The sequence below is a fragment of the Aeromonas sp. TW 6 genome, assembly GCF_013168745.1.
Classification (GTDB): domain Bacteria; phylum Pseudomonadota; class Gammaproteobacteria; order Enterobacterales; family Aeromonadaceae; genus Aeromonas; species Aeromonas caviae.
In genome coordinates, this window is sequence record NZ_JABERS010000005.1 from 33,116 (window position 1) to 49,205 (window position 16,090).

15 protein-coding genes are annotated in these 16,090 nt (G+C 58.6%); 1 reads left to right on the forward strand and 14 read right to left on the reverse strand.

Going from position 1 to position 16,090, the window contains the following annotated elements:
- Positions 1-8: 8 nt before the first annotated feature.
- From luxS to HKD46_RS03595, 8 genes are all read right to left on the reverse strand, one after another.
- Complete coding sequence (gene luxS, locus HKD46_RS03560) at positions 9-518, reverse strand: S-ribosylhomocysteine lyase (RefSeq protein WP_010673112.1); 510 nt, start codon at positions 516-518, stop codon at positions 9-11.
- An 18-nt stretch (positions 519-536) separates the two neighbouring features.
- Positions 537-1,139 carry a transglycosylase SLT domain-containing protein gene (locus HKD46_RS03565; protein WP_041214486.1) on the reverse strand — a complete coding sequence of 201 codons (603 nt, stop codon included), beginning with the start codon at positions 1,137-1,139 and terminating at the stop codon, positions 537-539.
- A gap of 46 nt (positions 1,140-1,185) precedes the next feature.
- Positions 1,186-1,524, reverse strand: a complete 339-nt coding sequence (gene glnB / locus HKD46_RS03570; RefSeq protein WP_005308848.1) for a nitrogen regulatory protein P-II — start codon at positions 1,522-1,524, stop codon at positions 1,186-1,188.
- 9 nt (positions 1,525-1,533) lie between these two features.
- Complete coding sequence (locus tag HKD46_RS03575) at positions 1,534-3,156, reverse strand: NAD+ synthase (protein WP_171864921.1); 1,623 nt, start codon at positions 3,154-3,156, stop codon at positions 1,534-1,536.
- A gap of 86 nt (positions 3,157-3,242) precedes the next feature.
- A complete protein-coding gene (locus tag HKD46_RS03580) occupies positions 3,243-5,342 on the reverse strand; it encodes a prepilin-type N-terminal cleavage/methylation domain-containing protein (protein WP_109421808.1) in 2,100 nt (699 codons plus the stop codon).
- 11 nt (positions 5,343-5,353) lie between these two features.
- On the reverse strand, positions 5,354-6,484 hold the full coding sequence (locus tag HKD46_RS03585) for a PilX N-terminal domain-containing pilus assembly protein (protein WP_053288121.1): 1,131 nt from the start codon (positions 6,482-6,484) through the stop codon (positions 5,354-5,356).
- Between the two features lies 1 nt (position 6,485).
- Positions 6,486-7,130 (reverse strand): PilW family protein, encoded by a 645-nt coding sequence (locus HKD46_RS03590; RefSeq protein ID WP_113979011.1) that lies wholly within the window; start codon positions 7,128-7,130, stop codon positions 6,486-6,488.
- Complete coding sequence (locus HKD46_RS03595) at positions 7,124-7,657, reverse strand: GspH/FimT family pseudopilin (protein ID WP_235673795.1); 534 nt, start codon at positions 7,655-7,657, stop codon at positions 7,124-7,126. Before HKD46_RS03595 ends, HKD46_RS03590 begins: the two co-directional genes overlap by 7 nt.
- A gap of 93 nt (positions 7,658-7,750) precedes the next feature.
- On the opposite strand from HKD46_RS03595, the gene HKD46_RS03600 reads away from it, so the two are divergent.
- Entirely contained in the window at positions 7,751-8,128 is a 378-nt protein-coding gene (locus tag HKD46_RS03600) for a type IV pilin protein (protein ID WP_171864922.1), read from the forward strand.
- Between the two features lie 361 nt (positions 8,129-8,489).
- Here HKD46_RS03600 and ispH read toward each other — a convergent pair whose 3' ends face one another.
- From ispH to murJ, 6 genes are all read right to left on the reverse strand, one after another.
- Complete coding sequence (ispH, locus tag HKD46_RS03605; protein WP_171864923.1) at positions 8,490-9,425, reverse strand: 4-hydroxy-3-methylbut-2-enyl diphosphate reductase; 936 nt, start codon at positions 9,423-9,425, stop codon at positions 8,490-8,492.
- On the reverse strand, positions 9,425-9,877 hold the full coding sequence (gene fkpB / locus HKD46_RS03610) for an FKBP-type peptidyl-prolyl cis-trans isomerase (RefSeq protein WP_171864924.1): 453 nt from the start codon (positions 9,875-9,877) through the stop codon (positions 9,425-9,427). Before fkpB ends, ispH begins: the two co-directional genes overlap by 1 nt.
- Positions 9,874-10,377, reverse strand: a complete 504-nt coding sequence (gene lspA / locus HKD46_RS03615) for a signal peptidase II (protein ID WP_010673100.1) — start codon at positions 10,375-10,377, stop codon at positions 9,874-9,876. The genes fkpB and lspA overlap by 4 nt, the downstream gene beginning before the upstream one ends.
- Entirely contained in the window at positions 10,377-13,238 is a 2,862-nt protein-coding gene (gene ileS / locus HKD46_RS03620; RefSeq protein ID WP_171864925.1) for an isoleucine--tRNA ligase, read from the reverse strand. Before ileS ends, lspA begins: the two co-directional genes overlap by 1 nt.
- Positions 13,238-14,212: a bifunctional riboflavin kinase/FAD synthetase gene (ribF, locus tag HKD46_RS03625; protein ID WP_109421804.1), complete on the reverse strand. Its 975-nt coding sequence runs from the start codon at positions 14,210-14,212 to the stop codon at positions 13,238-13,240. Before ribF ends, ileS begins: the two co-directional genes overlap by 1 nt.
- Positions 14,213-14,419: 207 nt before the next feature.
- Positions 14,420-15,982, reverse strand: a complete 1,563-nt coding sequence (gene murJ, locus HKD46_RS03630) for a murein biosynthesis integral membrane protein MurJ (RefSeq protein WP_109421858.1) — start codon at positions 15,980-15,982, stop codon at positions 14,420-14,422.
- Between the last annotated feature and the right edge of the window lie 108 nt (positions 15,983-16,090).

Below are 16,090 nucleotides of genomic sequence, written 5' to 3' on the forward strand. Positions count from 1 at the left end.
TCTCGGGATCAGAGGCTTTTCAGCTTCTCTTCCGGCAGGGCCAGCTCGTCATTGTGGTTGACACCGATACCGCGCTCCAGCACATGGCGGGCGATGGCATGGGCCTCTTCCAGCGAGTGCATGCTGTAAGTACCGCACTGGTATTCGTTCAGCTCGGGGATCTTGCCCTGATCCTGCACGGTCAGCACGTCGCTCATGGCGGCCTGCCAGGCAGCGCCAACACGGGCTTCATCCGGCGCACCGATCAGACTCATGTAGAAGCCGGTGCGGCAACCCATGGGAGAGATGTCGATGATCTCCACCCCATTCCCATTGAGGTGGTCACGCATGAAGCCGGCAAACAGATGCTCCAGAGTATGGATGCCGCGCTCGGAGAGGATCTCCTCGTTCGGCACGCAGAAACGCAGGTCGAACACGGTGATGGTGTCCTTGTTCGGGGTCTGCATGGTCTTCGCCACCCGCACTGCCGGGGCGGCCATGCGGGTATGGTCGACGGTAAAACTGTCCAATAACGGCATTTCTGACTCCTGATTTGGTTACCAGAACCAGCCCCCGCTGGAGAGCTGATCCTTGCATTGTCGATACTGGGCACCGTAGCGCTGGGCACGGGCCTCCACCTTGCGGGAGACCTTCATCAGCCATCCCTTGCTGCGGTAGCTGCCACGTCGGTAGCCCCCCCAGCCTTCGTGATAATTGAGATACTGGCCATAGGCATCCCACTTGGACGTGCCGTTGAGCCGCTGTGCCTTGTGAGTGTACCAGCCCATGAAATCGATGGCGTCGGCAAAGTCGTCGCGATCGCTCCAGCCGTTGCCGGTTTCCCGCTGGTAGTCGGCCCAGGTTTCGTCTTTCACCTGGGCATAGCCGTAGGCTGAACTGGCCCGCCCGGTGGGGATGAAGAGGAAATACTGCATCGGCGGCTGGGCATCGTGCACGAAGGAGGACTCCTGGTACATCATGGCCATCACTACCTGGACAGGTGTCCCCCACTTCTCGTTCATCTTGAGCGCCGCCTCGTGCCATTCGGGTTTCTCCCGAAAGATCTGGCACAGGTTTTCCGGCTGTGCCGGCGGCCGGGTACTGCACGCGGTGAGTGCCATCAAGCACGCCGCCACGACCCCGATACGGTACAACGACATCAGGGCAACAGACTCTTGCTGTTCATCACAGGGCACATCCACCACATCAGATCGCGTCTTCGTTCTCTTCACCAGTACGAATACGAATGACGCGTTCCACCTCGCAGACGAAGATCTTGCCATCGCCGATCTTGCCGGTACGCGCTGTGTTCTGAATGGCTTCCAGGCAGGCATCGAGATCCTCGTCCTGCACCACCAGCTCCACCTTGACCTTGGGCAGGAAGTCGACCATGTACTCGGCACCGCGATAGAGCTCGGTATGGCCCTTCTGGCGGCCGAACCCCTTGACCTCGGACACTGTCATGCCGTTGATGCCGATCTCGGCCAGGGCCTCGCGCACATCGTCCAGCTTGAACGGTTTGATGATGGCTTCAATCTTCTTCATGGTGACTCCTTACCAGTTCTGTTTGCCGAACCCGGACGTGATGGGATAGCGGCGGTCCTTACCAAAGTTGCGGGCCGTGATGCGGGGGCCGACGGCGGCCTGACGGCGCTTGTATTCGTTGAGATCCACCAGGCGGATCACCTTGCGTACCACCGCCTCTTCGAAACCTTCCGCCACCATGTCGGCGACAGACGCATCCTCTTCCACGTAGCGCTTGAGGATGGCATCCAGGATGTCATAGGGGGGCAGGCTGTCCTGGTCCACCTGATCCGGTGCCAGCTCGGCCGACGGGGGACGATCGATGACCCGCTGCGGGATCACGTACTCCACGCTGTTGCGATATTCGCACAGCTTGAAGACCAGGGTCTTGGGGACGTCCTTGAGCACATCAAAGCCACCCGCCATGTCGCCATACAGCGTGGCGTATCCCACAGCCATCTCGCTCTTGTTGCCAGTGGTCAGCACGATACGGCGGCGCTTGTTGGACAGCGCCATCAAGAGCACACCGCGGCAGCGGGCCTGCAGGTTCTCTTCGGTGGTGTCGCGGGTTGTCCCCTCAAACAGAGGAGCCAGCTGGGTCATGAAGCCTTCGAACATGGGTTCGATGGAGATGATGTTGAACTCCACCCTCATCCGCTCGGCCTGCTCCTTGGCATCCTCCACGCTCATTTGGGCGGTGTAGCGGAACGGCATCATCACCGCCTGCACCTTGTCCGCCCCGATGGCGTCGGCCGCAATGGCCAGGGTCAGCGCCGAGTCGATACCACCGGAGAGGCCCAGCACGGCGCCCTGAAAACCGTTCTTGGTGACATAGTCGCGCACCGCCAGCACCAGGGCCTGATAGGTCTCGGCCAACGGCTCCAGCGGCGCGGCGGGTTCCCGCTCCTTCACCGGCTGACCATCAGCAAAGCGCACCAGCGCCAGCTCTTCGGCAAACGGAGCAAGCTTGTGGGTCAGCTCGCCCTGGCTGTTGAACACTTTGGAGCAGCCGTCGAAGATCAGCTCGTCCTGGCCGCATACCTGGTTGAGGTAGATGAGCGGCAGGCCGGTCTGATCGCAGCGTTCCGCCATCAGTTCGCGGCGGATCCAGGGTTTTTCCTGATCATAAGGAGAGGCATTGATGGTGAGCAGCAGCTCGGCCCCCGCCGCCTTGGCGGCCAGCGCCGGACCCGGCTGCCAGAGATCTTCGCAGATGAGCAAACCCAGCTGATGGCCACGGAATGGCACCACACAGGTATCGGTCGCCGCAGTGAAGTAGCGCTTCTCGTCGAACACCCCGTAGTTGGGCAAGTCCTGTTTGAAATAACGTGCCCGCAGTTGTCCGCGCTCATAGAGAGACGCCGTATTGTAAAGCGCCCCCTCTTCGCACCAGGGATGGCCCACCAGAATGGCACATTGTCCCTGCCATGCCGCGATGCGGGACAGAGCGGCCTCGACCCGGATCATCAGGTCGGCGCGCAACAGCAGATCCTCAGGCGGGTATCCTGTCAGGGCCAGCTCGGAGCAAACCAGCAGATCGGCCCCTTGCTGATCGGCCAGGGCTGCTGCCGCCAGTACCTTGTCACAGTTATCTTCGATGGCGCCTACCGTCAGATTTAACTGGGCAAGCATCAGAGAGAGGGCTTTTGCCATGGCGATGCATCTTGAATTCGAAAATGATGGGGAATAATAAAGAAAAGGCGCTGGCTGTGCCAGCGCCTTGGCTCCCTCAGCAAGCCTTAGGGAGAACAGGTCAGGTTTGCGGCATTGGTGACGCCGTTGTTTACCAGCAAGGTACAGGGACCGCTGATGACCTGACCGCTGGCTGGCGGAGTCATGGGGATACTCAAAGAACTCGGCTTAAGCAAGAAGGTCGAGTTGCCCGAGTAGGAGAAGTTCACCACCAGAGTGCTGTTCTGCTCAGCCGTGCAAGTATAGATTGCCGTCTGGTTGTCGCTGCTCGGCTTGTCTATCTGGCAAGTGGCCCCGGAGGTCGAGGTATTCATCGACAGGTTATTGAAGACATTTTTCTTGCAGGCGATAGGGGTCGGATCATTGTTCTTGGTTTTCTCCAGGCACTGTACCTTGCCTGTGACCGTCAGCAGAGGCTGCGTGACAATCCCAGAGTCAATCTTGACGGCCAACTCTGTACTGAGAGCCAGGCTCTGATCCCTTGGTGAAATCAGCGTAGCGGTAATCCCCGAGTTACCCTGATAAACGGTGGCCCTGACCTTCACGTTTTGCAGCACCTGGTTACTGTCCTTGGTGGATTTCTTGGCAACCAGATAACCACGGCTGTAACTGCCGAAGTAATAGTTATTGAGATCCACTATGGTATCGACCGGTTCATTGCTGACGGTGGCATAGTCGGTCACGGCCCCCCCGAGCTGGCCACTGAGCGGTGTCATGGACCACTCAGCCAACATGGTCAGGTTGATATCCTGAAATGGCACCTTGGCCAGATAACCAGTGACACTGGTGTCTATCCCGGTCAGATAGGTAGGATTCAGAACATCGACATATATTCCACGGGCAATCAGCTGGCGCGTGCCGGTATTGATCGTGATCCCCGTAACGGCGTCCCCACCAGGCGCAACGTTGGCAGGAATCTGAAGCCATGTGGGAAAATCACTTATCGCAGGCGCGCTCACCGTCGGGGTCGAGGTCCAGTTCAGGGTCTGTTTCTGCCAGTCGATATAAGCCTTGACCACATACTGGATGTAATTCTGGTAACTGACCTGATTCGCCGCCTTGGCCAAGAAATCCGAGGTAGTGACAATAACCTGGACCAGGTTCCAATCAGGGAGGGAGCGATAGTACCCATCCAGTCGCACAAACCGGCAAGCATCCACATAGGTGCCGCTGGCCGCTACGGACAGGGCGCTGTTATAGCGCTGCCTACTGGTATTGAGCGGTGCGTAGTAGCTGAGAAAACTTCCTCCCGAACCATCAAAATGATCTTTGCAGCAGCTTGTGCAGAGCGCTGGCTGATTATTGCCGCTGACTGTTCCGGTCTGCTTGGTCTGTTGTGCCCCTGTCTTCCAATAGAGCTGGCTGGTGGCAGTACTGTAGGGCTGGCCCGGCAGATAGGCACTCAAAGTGGAACCATAAGTGCAGGCGCAACTTACCGAGCTGATATCTTGCTGGATTTGCTGGGTATTTCCCTGGTTTGCAGGCTGGTAGGTCACTGTTTCAAACTGCACCTCCTTGCCGACAGTGTTGTTTTTGGCCACCACTGTTGGAGAAGGTTTGCTGGTTTCCTGTCTGCTGCCGTTGCCGAGATCGATTGAGATCACGTCCGGCGCAACCCCCGGGGTGTAATTGATCTTCGGCCCTGTCCGAGCTGTATCCAACCCCCCATTCAACTGTTCCACGGTCAATGATTCAGTGGGGGAGACATAACCCGTAAGCGCGACCGAGGTAGTCACCCCTTCGCTGTTGGTCCAGCTCACTGTGGTATTGATCTGCTTTCGCCCAGGGTAGTTCAGCAAATACCCTGCAGGAGCCGTGTTCTGCCATGCAGAAGTGGCTCCGTTCCAATATTGGTTGACCACAGTCCAGGCCAACGTGTAGCTGTCGCCAGACTGGCTCTTGGTCGTATTGCCACTCGCAATGGCCGTATAGGCAGTGAGCGGGGCCGTCGCCGTCACCAGACTGTTGAAGTTACGAAATTCCTCGATCTTGGATTCTGCGAGTCGCATGGCAATTTCATAACGCCGCCCATCCTGGGAGGCCGTCAGGGTCGACTTCGACAGCATCACCAGCCCGACCACCCCCACCCCCAGCACAACCAGGGTTACCAGTATCTCAAACAGGCCAAATCCTTTTTGCCGTTTCATTTACTTGTCCTCTACCAGTCGCGCCAGCTGCCCGGCACCTGTTTAAGAGTCTGGAAGGCGGCGCCTGTCCTGATATTGCTCAGTGCGGCCTCATCATATTTAGCATCATAGGTACCATTGGCCTTGCCCAGCTCAAAGTTGGCAGCCAAAGCACCGTTTACGATGGCCCCGCCAGTGAGCTTGATATCCGTGGTTGCCGTAGCTGGATGTGAAGAGTACGCAAATACCAGCCCGTACAGTTGACGGTTACCATTGATGGTCAGGCTGCCATCCTTGATGATCAACACAACAGGGGCAGATTGAGTACCGATATTGGAGCCGGGATTGCAATCACCATTGACAATGACAAGCCCCGTCGTCGTCGGCCCCAGACCATTGCAATTATTGACTATCTGGTTGGCTCTTGACTCTATGTTGGCCCAGCCAGCGGCATCGTCATTCTCATTGAACAGATACCACACCAAGTCGGTTGGAAAATCGGGATCGCTATCCTTGATATCCGACTGCTTATTGCCCGGTTGGCTAATATTGGCACTGCAGCCACCGGCGTAATCACCCTGATGGCAGGTCTGGCCGGACCCCGTATTCAGATCTACATAATCATTGGTCCAGATGGAAAGCGGTACTCCGGGCCCCCCTCCATTGGGATTGGCAACAACGGTAAAGTTACCCCCGACCGCCATTCCCCCTGCGACAGTCAGAGGCGCGGCAGGTGTCCCTGCCAGCACGTTGCTTTGCACATATCGAGCCTCGACAGCCGCCTGCGCCTGGCTGTTGCTCAGGCTGGCCGCAGAGCGAATCCGGATAGGTGCGATGGGCGTGGTACTCCCAGCCACCACGGGAAAGGGAGTTATGCATTCGACCATCAGGGTATAAGTCCCCCCCGCACCTGATGGAGAAAACGAGTTCCCTGACCAAGCGGGCAGCAAAGAGGGGCAAGATGAACCTTCAGCAGATAGTCGACCAAAGCCATAGGACAACCCCTGTTCTGCCAAGGCCATCACTTGACGATAGAGGGTTTCATTCAATGTGATGCGACGATCGGCCACCAGCAGCTTGCCCACCAGCAGGGTGACTGCCAGCAGGATCAACAACAGGATCAGTGTGACGGTGAAAGTCGTAAAACCGGACTGGATTCTCATATCAGTATCCGTCATTGCGCAACTTGATATCACGCTGCAAGTTCAAGGTCAGCTCAGTATTGTCCTTGTAGCGGCCCGAAATGTTGAGTTGAATTGCCCTGGCACCGCTCACCTGACTGCTGGAAAGCAGACGATAAGTAAGCTGGGTTATTTCTATGGTGTTATCGGTCGAAATGAGGCTACCGCTATTACAAGTGGGACTGGCCCCCGTAGCGAGTTTGACTCCCTTATCTCCGCTACTGTAACTATAAAGCCGAGTTTCCAAGCTGCTGGACGGGCTGTTGTTCAGCACACCGTTTTCATTGTCATCATAACTGATCCTGATGCAGCGATAGATGTTGGAACCTGTTGCGGTTTCATCCATCAGGTCGGTGCTCGCATCGAAATAGAAGGGGGATGGGAGTGCACCAGATGCCAATCGAGTCGAGGTAGCGGCACTGGCATCATAACCTGCCCGCTCGATATCGCGGGCCATCATGTCGGTGATCGCCTGAACCTCCTGATTGAGTCGACTCACCTTCATGGCCGTGCCATTTGCCCTGAGAATCGTCGCGAAAAGCGTCGTCACCGCAGCCACCAGTAGCAAGCCCGCCACCATGGAAACCATCAACTCCACCAGACTGAAGCCTGCATGTCGCCTCAACATGTCGGCACCCCGCTCACATTGCTGACGGCACAGGTACGAACCCGTCCAACATTGTTGGTAACGACCCGCATGGCGTAGCTACCGGATGAGATGGCGATGTTACCAGCCGTCAGCGTTCCTCTGCGAGGAGAAATATTGAGCGGCCTGATATTGGTCGCCGACTCACTGTAACTCGCCACCAGAGTGATACCGGGGAATTCGCTGGCATTCACCCCTTTTCGCCCCTCGATGCTGGAACAAGCATCGGCACAGCTATTGCAGCTACCGTCGATATGCACCCGGTAGCACCAGTTACTGGTACCACTATTGAATAGCAGCAGATTGAGCGTCTGATTGCGTTTGACCGCCTCGGATTTGAGCAACATGACATCGGTATAGATAGCCTGTGTGGCAGCCCTCACCATCTGCTCCTGCCGCAATGACTGATAGCTGGGCAAGGCAACGGCAAGCAGCAATGCAGCCACCGTCATTGCCAGTAACAGCTCAATCAGGGTGAAACCGGAAACACGTCCTGCTGTGCGCATCATTTAGCCCAAGACTCCTTTCTTTTTGCCCATGCCAGTAGAGCCCACCGTCAGTACTATTCTATAGTATCAAACCGTTTCCAGAGCGTGCCGCCCATGAGAACCAAACAATCAGGTATTACATTGCTGGAGCTGCTGGTTGTGGTGGCTGTCGTCGCCATCCTGGCGGCTGTAGCCTACCCGAGCTTTACCGATGGGTTGCATAAGTCTCGTCGCGCCGAGGCAATCAAGGGCCTGCTGAGCATGCAGCTCAAGCAGGAGGAATTTCGCATATCCAATACGAGTTATAGCGGAACACCAGCTCAAGTGGGTAACCCAACAAGCGATTACTACACCTTCACCATCTCTGGCGCTACCGCTACGGTTTATACCCTGATAGCCACAGCCAAAGGCAGCCAAAGCAATGATTCAGGCTGTACTACTCTGACCCTCAACAAGGCCGATACCAAGACGCCATCTGACTGTTGGAAGTAACTCACTGCGGACCAGTTACACCGAAGCCACAAGCTGATTCGACTGCGTAGTCAGTTTCGTGTTTTGGATCAATGAGTTAAATGATGTGGCCCCAGCGTCAGCTGGATAGACAAGAGTGCTATGGTGACCATCGGCTTGATGAGCGTGAAACCAAGGTGCGCAAACATCCTGTTATGCACAGTGCCAAGCCCTCCGTAAGTTCCATCCATGTTGGGGTCGGCATCAGGAAATGTCGAAATTTCAACCAGAACTATCGACATTGTTAATGGCAAAGCAGGCTTCAAACGAGAACACCCGCTGCTTTTATTATGGAAAACGAAACGCTAGTCACAAAAATGCCGGCGCTGGGCCGGCATTTCTATTAGAGGATACGAAGTTCGGGGGGGACCTCAAACACCACGTTTTCCTCGCGACCCGGATGTTCGGTCACTATCTTGCCCCCCAGCTCGCGCAGGCGACCAATGACGTTCTGTACCAGCACGTCGGGTGCAGAAGCCCCTGCCGTCACCCCGATACGTTCCACACCGTCCAGCCACTGTGTCTCAATCATGGAGGCATCATCGATGAGGTAGGCACGAGCCCCCACCTTCTCGGCCAGCTCCCGCAGGCGATTGGAGTTGGAGGAGTTGCGCGATCCCACCACCAGCATGGCGTCCACCAGCCCGGCCATCTCCCGCACCGCATCCTGGCGGTTCTGGGTGGCGTAGCAGATGTCATCCTTGCGCGGCCCCTGGATCTTGGGGAAGTGCGCACGCAAGGCATCGATGACGTCTGACGTCTCATCCACGCTGAGTGTCGTCTGGGTGACGAAACAGAGGTCGTCCGGGTTCTTCACCTTGAGTTTGGCCACATCTTCCGGCGTCTCCACCAGATACATGCCACCCTCACTGTTCTCGTACTGTCCCATGGTGCCGATCACCTCGGGGTGGCCGGCATGGCCGATGAGCACGGCTTCGGAGCCCTTGCGACTGGCGCGATGGACCTCCATGTGCACCTTGGTCACCAGCGGACAGGTGGCATCGAACACCTTGAGAGCGCGGGATTTGGCCATCTCGCGCACGACCTTGGCGACACCGTGAGCGGAGAAGATGACGATGCTGTCATCCGGCACCTCATCCAGCTCCTCCACGAAGACGGCACCCGCCTCCTTGAGCTTGTTCACCACGTAGCGGTTGTGCACCACCTCATGGCGGACATAGATGGGGGCACCGAACTTCTCCAGCGCGCTCTCGACGATGCTGATGGCCCGGTCGACACCGGCACAGAAGCCACGGGGGTTAGCCAGCAGGATATCCATCAGTTCACCTTCTCCTCGTCATCAACCCCCAGGATCTCCACCTCGAAGGTGACAGTGTGACCGGCCAGGGGGTGGTTGAAATCGACCGTGACCGACATCCCTTCCACCGCCCGGATGATCCCGGGCAGTTCGCTGCCGTTGGGCTGGTCGAACAGAATGATGGTACCCACCTTGGGCTCAACTTCGTTACCGAATTTGGCGCGATCGAGATGGTAGATGTTGTCAGGATTGGAAAGGCCGAACGCCTCTTCCGGCGCCAGGGTAAAGCTCTTGCTCTCCCCTTCGCGCAGCCCCAGCAGGCATTGCTCGAAGCTCGGCGTCAGGCTGCCGTCTCCCATCCGCAGACGGGCAGGCTTGCCGTGCAGCGCCGTGCTGTCGGCCACCGAGCCATCTTCCAGTTTGATAGAGAAATGGAACAGCACGCTGCTGTCCGCAACAATCAGCTGGCTCATGAGGTCGCGTCCTGTTTTTTCTCGCCACGGAAGCCGTCCAGCACGATCATGGCGGCACCGATGAAGATGAAGCTGTCAGCCAGGTTGAACGCCGGCCAATGGGCGCGCTGCCAATAGAAGTCGAGGAAGTCGACCACATGGCCCAGCACCAGCCGGTCAAACACGTTGCCGAGCGCCCCGCCGATGATCAGGCTGTAGGCGATACCGCTCCAGCGCTGGGTGACCGACTGCTTGCGCAGCCAGTGGATCAGCAGGCCACAGATGGCGAACGCCAGCACGGCGAAGAACCAGCGCTGCCAGCCTCCCTGATCCGCCAGGAAGCTGAAAGCAGCGCCCTTGTTGTAGACATGGACCAGGTTGAAGAAGGGGGTGATCTCCACCCCCGGGTAGCCAAATGGCAGCAGTTTGACCACGGCGAGCTTGCTCGCCTGGTCCAGAACAAAGGCCAGCACTGCCAGCCACAGCCAACGCAGGCCGCTTTTATGTTGAGTCATGTTCATCAGGCAAATTGACGCGTTTCGCCGTCACCCTCGACGTTGGTGACGCAGCGGCCACAGATCTCTTCGTGACCCGCGATGGTACCCACGTCCTCTACATGGTGCCAGCAGCGGTCGCACTTGGCTGCAGCTGACTGGGCCACGCAGAGCCACAGGTCATCGCGCTCGGTCGCCACGGCCTCTGCCGGTGCGACATCGACGCTGACGACCTTGGCCTTGGAGGTGAGCAAAACGAAGCGCAGCTCATCGGCCAGGGCGTTCAGACGCGCGGCCAGCTCAGGCTTGGCGAACAGGGTCAGCTCGGCCTGCAGAGAACCGCCGATGCGCTTCTCGCCACGGGCCACTTCCAGCGCCTTGTTCACTTCACCGCGCACGGTGAGGATCTCGGCCCAGAACTCGTCGTTCAGCACTTCGCCCGCTTCAAGCCCGAACAGGCCGTCGTACCACTCCTCGGTGAAGACGAATTCGCCGCGCTCACCCGGCAGCAGGGCCCAGATCTCGTCGGCGGTGAAGCTCATGATGGGCGCCATCCAGCGCACCATGGCTTCGGCAATGTGATAGAGGGCGGTCTGGCAGGAGCGACGGGCCAGGCTGTCGGCCTTGGCGGTGTACTGACGATCCTTGATGACGTCCAGATAGAAGGAACCCATCTCGATGGAGCAGAACTGCATCAGCTTCTGGGTCACGCCGTGGAAGTTGTACTCGTCGAACGCGGCCACGATCTCGGCCTGTACCGCTTTGGCACGGCCCACTGCCCAGCGATCCACCACCACCATGTCGGCAGGCGCCACCATGTCGGTCGCCGGATTGAAACCGTTCAGGTTGGCCAAGAGGAAACGGGCAGTGTTGCGGATACGACGATAGGCGTCGGCGGAGCGCTTGAGGATCTCGTCGGAGACGGTCATCTCACCGGTGTAGTCAGTGCTCGCTACCCACAGACGCAGGATGTCGGCACCCAGCTTGTTCATCACGTCCTGAGGGCTTACCACGTTGCCGATGGACTTGGACATCTTGCGGCCCTGACCATCCACGGTGAAGCCGTGAGTCAGCACCTGGTTGTAGGGAGCCTTGTCTTTCATCGCCACGCCGATCATCAAGGATGACATGAACCAGCCACGGTGCTGGTCAGAGCCTTCCAGATACATGTCGGCCGGCTTGCCGTTGAACTCGGGACGGGCATCGACCACGGAGGCATGGGTAGAGCCGGAGTCAAACCAGACGTCCAGGGTGTCGGGTACCTTCTCGTAGTTGTCGGCATCGACGCCCAGTAGCTCGGCCTTGTCCAGATCCCACCAGGCCTGGATGCCGGACTGCTCGACCCGCTTGGCTACCTCTTCCATCAGGCGCACGGAATCCGGGTGCAGCGCCTGGGTATCCTTGTGAACGAACAGGGAGATGGGCACGCCCCAGGTACGCTGACGGGAGATACACCAGTCGGGACGGTTCTCGACCATCGCCTGGATGCGGTTCTTGCCCCAGGCCGGGACCCAGCCACTCTGGCCATGCTGGGCAATGCCCTCTTTCTCGATACGCTCGATCTCTTCCAGTGCGCGCTGCCGAAGACCCTTCTGCTCCATGCTGATGAACCACTGGGGGGTGGCACGGAAGATGATCGGGGTCTTGTGACGCCAGCAATGCGGGTAGGAGTGGTTGAACACCTTGTGATGCAGCAGGGCGCCGCGCTCGGTCAGCACCTCGACCACGGCCGCATTGGCCTTGAACACGTGCTGGCCGGCAAACAGTTCGGTATCCGGCAGATAGACGCCGTTGCTGCCAACCGGGTTGGCGACTTCCAGACCGTACTTCTGACCGACCACGAAGTCTTCCTGACCGTGACCAGGGGCGGTGTGCACCGCGCCGGTACCGGCGTCCAGAGTGACGTGGTCACCCAGCACCACAGGCACGTCGAAGCTGTAGAAGGGGTGGTTGAAGCGCAGCAGCTCGAGTGCGGCACCCTTGGCGTAGCCCAGGTTGTGGAAGTGCTCGATGCCGGCGCGATCCATCACATCCTTCACCAGCTCGGCGGCCAGGATCAGACGCTCGGGATTGTCGCCCTCAACCTGCACCAGTGCGTAGTCGAGATCGGCATGCATGGCGATGGCGCGGTTGGCCGGCAAGGTCCACGGGGTGGTCGTCCAGATCACGGCAGAGAGCGCGCCCTTGCCGGTGTGGCCTTCGGCGCAATCAAACTTGGCGGCAACAGCAGCCTCGTCGACGGCCTTGAAGCGCACGTCGATGGAGGGGGAGTTCTTGTCGTAGTACTCCACTTCCGCTTCAGCCAGCGCGGAGCCGCAATCGGTACACCAGTGCACCGGCTTGGAGCCTTTGTGCAGGTGGCCGTTTTCAACGATCTTGGCCATGGAGCGGATGATGTTGGCTTCGGTCCCAAAATCCATGGTCAGGTAGGGGTGTTCCCAGTCACCCAGCACGCCCAGACGGATGAAGTCGGTCTTCTGCGCTTCGATCTGGGTTTTGGCGTATTTGCGGCACTCGGCGCGGAACTCGGCGGCGGAAACCTTCTCGCCCGGCTTGCCGACCATGCCTTCCACTTTCAGCTCGATGGGCAGACCGTGGCAATCCCAGCCCGGTACATAGGGGGAATCGAAGCCAGAAAGGCCTTTGGACTTGATGATGATGTCTTTGAGGATCTTGTTGACCGAGTGACCGATGTGAATGCTGCCGTTCGCATAGGGGGGGCCATCGTGCAGAATGAAAGAAGGCTTGCCCGCTTTGGCGCGGCGAATGGCGCCGTAAAGATCCTGATCGTACCAACGTTTCAACATGTTGGGTTCGCGTTTGGCCAGATCGCCACGCATCGGAAACTCGGTTTCCGGCAGATTCAGGGTGTGTTTATAGTCGCTCATCAGTCCTGGGTTCCCTTCTTTTCTAAAAGAGTGCTGGGTAAATGAAATTGTGGCAGCCCGAACCAGGCTCGGGCCGCCAGGGCATCTCGTTCGATCTGCTCTTTCAAGGCGGTGAAAGAGTCAAATTTCTGCTCTTCGCGCAGCTTGTGGCGAAGCAGCACCTTGACCTGCTGACCATATAGATCACCAGAAAAATCAAATAGATGTACTTCCAATCTGGCTTGTGTACCGCTCAAAGTCGGACGTACACCCACATTGGCGACGCCGGGGAAAGTCTTGCCGGAACATATCACTTCCACCGCAAACACGCCACCGACCGGGACAACCTGGCGTTTGAGGGCCAGATTCGCGGTGGGAAAACCTATGGTGCGCCCCAGCTTATCGCCGTGGGCCACCCGGCCGCTGATGGCATAGGGGCGACCGAGCATCAGCTCCACCTCCGCCATGCGGCCCGCTTTGAGGGCCTCACGCACCAGGGTGCTGCTGACCCGCTGGCGGGAAAGCTGGAAACTCTGGGTGCTGATCACCTCGAACCCGAAGCGCCGACCGGCCTCCTCCAGCAGGTGGAAGTCCCCTTCCCGCCCCTTGCCGAAGCGAAAATCGTCGCCGACCACCAGATAGTGCACGCCGAGTTTCTCCACCAGCAGTTGCTCGATGAAGGTGCTGGCCACCTGCTCGGCAAAACGATGGGTGAAACGCACGCAGAGCATGCGATCGATCTGCATTCCCTTGAGGGCTTCGTACTTCTCCCGCCAACGGCTGAGACGGGCGGGCGCGGCACTGCCCGCAAACAGCTCCAGCGGCTGGGGTTCGAACAACATGACACAGGCCGGCAGGCCAAGTTGGGCGGCCTTCTCCTGCAAACGGGCCAACACTGCGTGGTGCCCCTGATGAACCCCATCGAAGTTGCCTATGGTCAATACACAGCCCCGGTGACGGGGCTTGATATTGTGAATGCCGCGAATAAGCTCCATCAGTGCCTTGTGCGTTGCTGCCATGGAAATCGGCGGATTATATATCAGGCAGCAGGCAGGGTCAGCCCTGCCGTTGACCCGATTTAGCCATCCCACTCGCTTCTCGGACTTGGCCAGGAGCATCGCACCTCGTTGGCGGGCCAACCCGACAGCCCCTGAGACCGCCCCCATCGACCCTGTACTGTCCCCTCCCTTGCAGCTGGCTCCTTATTGCTGACCGGCTCTCAGGTGCCGTGGCCGGATCCCCAATGCCAAAAGGACAATGCCATACAGCGCTCCGCCCAGGCAGAGCAGCAGGGTCAACTCCAGGCTGGCCTTGCCCATGCTCCAGGCCCCCCATTGGGCGAGATCCGGTGACAGATAGGCCAGAAGCCCCCCCATCAAGACCGTTGCCGCCAAGAGCTTGAGGCAGAACAGCCCGGTGTTGCGGGAAGGGCGATAAACATCCTGCTGATAGAGCCCCTTGAACAGCAGTACGGCGTTAAGGGTGCCGGAGCAGGCAGTGGCGAGAGCCAGCCCCACGTAGCCGAGCGGATAGATGAAGATGAGGTTGCACACCATGTTGGCAACCATGGCCATGATGCCGATACGCACCGGCGTCCTGGTGTCCTGGCGGGCGTAATAACCGGGGGCCAGCACCTTGATGAGCATCAAGGAGAGCAGCCCCGTGGTGGAGGCCAGCAGGCTCGCACTGGACATGCTCACCTCGTGCAGACCGAACTCACCGCGCATGAAAAGTACCCGCAGTATGGGCTCGCGCAGTACGGCGATGCCGACCATGGCTGGCAAGCCGAGCAGCATCACCATGCGCACCCCCCAATCCATGGTGCGAGAGAAATCAGCCGGATCCGCATCCACGTGTTTTCTGGCCAGGGCAGGCAGGATCACCGTGCTGATGGCCACCGCAAAGAGGCCGAGGGGAAACTCCAGCAACCTGTCCGAGTAATAGAGATAGCTGATGGCACCGGTAGCCAGAAACGAGGCCAGCATGGTGTTGATCAGCAGGTTGATCTGGCTGACCGACACGCCGAACAGGGCCGGGATCATCAGGGTACGGATCTTCACCACCCCGGGATGGTGCCAACCCCACTTGGGCCAGACCAGCATGTTGAGCTGGCGCAGAAAAGGATACTGGAACAAAAACTGGACCAGACCGCCGAGGAAGACACCGATCGCCAGGGAGATCTCGGGGCGCTCCATCAAGGGCGCGATCCACCAGGCCGCTGCAATCATGGTGATGTTGAGGAACACCGGCGTGAAGGAGGACACGGCAAAACGGCCAAAGGTATTGAGAATGGCCCCCGCCATGGCGGTGAAGGTGATGAACCAGAGATAGGGGAAGGTGATCTTGAGCATCAGACTGGCCAACTCGAACTTCTCCGCCGCCGGTCCGCCATGCAGCCAGTCCCAGAACCAGCCCCAGCCAAAGAGGGCCGTCAGGACACCGGAACCCAGCACCCCGAGCAAGGTGACCACGGTGACGATACCACCCAGGGTGCCCGCCACCGCCGCCAGCAACTCGCGAACCGCCTGCTCGTCACCGTTTTTCTTGTACTCCGTCATCACGGGCACGAAGGCCTGGTTGAATGCCCCTTCGGCAAAGAGACGGCGCAAGAAGTTGGGAATGCGATTGGCGAAGAAGAAGACGTCTGAGGCCACCCCGGCACCGAGCAAATTGGCGATGACCACATCGCGCACCAAGCCCATCACACGGGATGCCAGCGTCATTCCGGACACAATCATGCCGGATTTGATCAATTTCTTACTCAAGACGGGGCCTCTGGAACTGTCGGAAAGAAAAGAATGCTGTTAGAATCGGCCGACAGTTTAACCGTCTCCCATCTGACACACCACCGGGGGGCGGTGTTTATTTGCACA

Bases quoted from the DNA above. Each gene is read 5' to 3' on its own strand.
- fkpB (WP_171864924.1), bottom strand. From the start codon at position 9,877: ATGAGCCAGCTGATTGTTGCGGACAGCAGCGTGCTGTTCCATTTCTCT.
- luxS (WP_010673112.1), bottom strand. From the start codon at position 518: ATGCCGTTATTGGACAGTTTTACCGTCGACCATACCCGCATGGCCGCC.
- ileS (WP_171864925.1), bottom strand. From the start codon at position 13,238: ATGAGCGACTATAAACACACCCTGAATCTGCCGGAAACCGAGTTTCCG.
- HKD46_RS03590 (WP_113979011.1), bottom strand. From the start codon at position 7,130: ATGTTGAGGCGACATGCAGGCTTCAGTCTGGTGGAGTTGATGGTTTCC.
- lspA (WP_010673100.1), bottom strand. From the start codon at position 10,377: ATGAACATGACTCAACATAAAAGCGGCCTGCGTTGGCTGTGGCTGGCA.
- HKD46_RS03575 (WP_171864921.1), bottom strand. From the start codon at position 3,156: ATGGCAAAAGCCCTCTCTCTGATGCTTGCCCAGTTAAATCTGACGGTA.
- ribF (WP_109421804.1), bottom strand. From the start codon at position 14,212: ATGGAGCTTATTCGCGGCATTCACAATATCAAGCCCCGTCACCGGGGC.
- glnB (WP_005308848.1), bottom strand. From the start codon at position 1,524: ATGAAGAAGATTGAAGCCATCATCAAACCGTTCAAGCTGGACGATGTG.
- HKD46_RS03595 (WP_235673795.1), bottom strand. From the start codon at position 7,657: ATGATGCGCACAGCAGGACGTGTTTCCGGTTTCACCCTGATTGAGCTG.
- HKD46_RS03600 (WP_171864922.1), top strand. From the start codon at position 7,751: ATGAGAACCAAACAATCAGGTATTACATTGCTGGAGCTGCTGGTTGTG.
- HKD46_RS03580 (WP_109421808.1), bottom strand. From the start codon at position 5,342: ATGAAACGGCAAAAAGGATTTGGCCTGTTTGAGATACTGGTAACCCTG.
- ispH (WP_171864923.1), bottom strand. From the start codon at position 9,425: ATGGATATCCTGCTGGCTAACCCCCGTGGCTTCTGTGCCGGTGTCGAC.
- HKD46_RS03565 (WP_041214486.1), bottom strand. From the start codon at position 1,139: ATGTCGTTGTACCGTATCGGGGTCGTGGCGGCGTGCTTGATGGCACTC.
- HKD46_RS03585 (WP_053288121.1), bottom strand. From the start codon at position 6,484: ATGAGAATCCAGTCCGGTTTTACGACTTTCACCGTCACACTGATCCTG.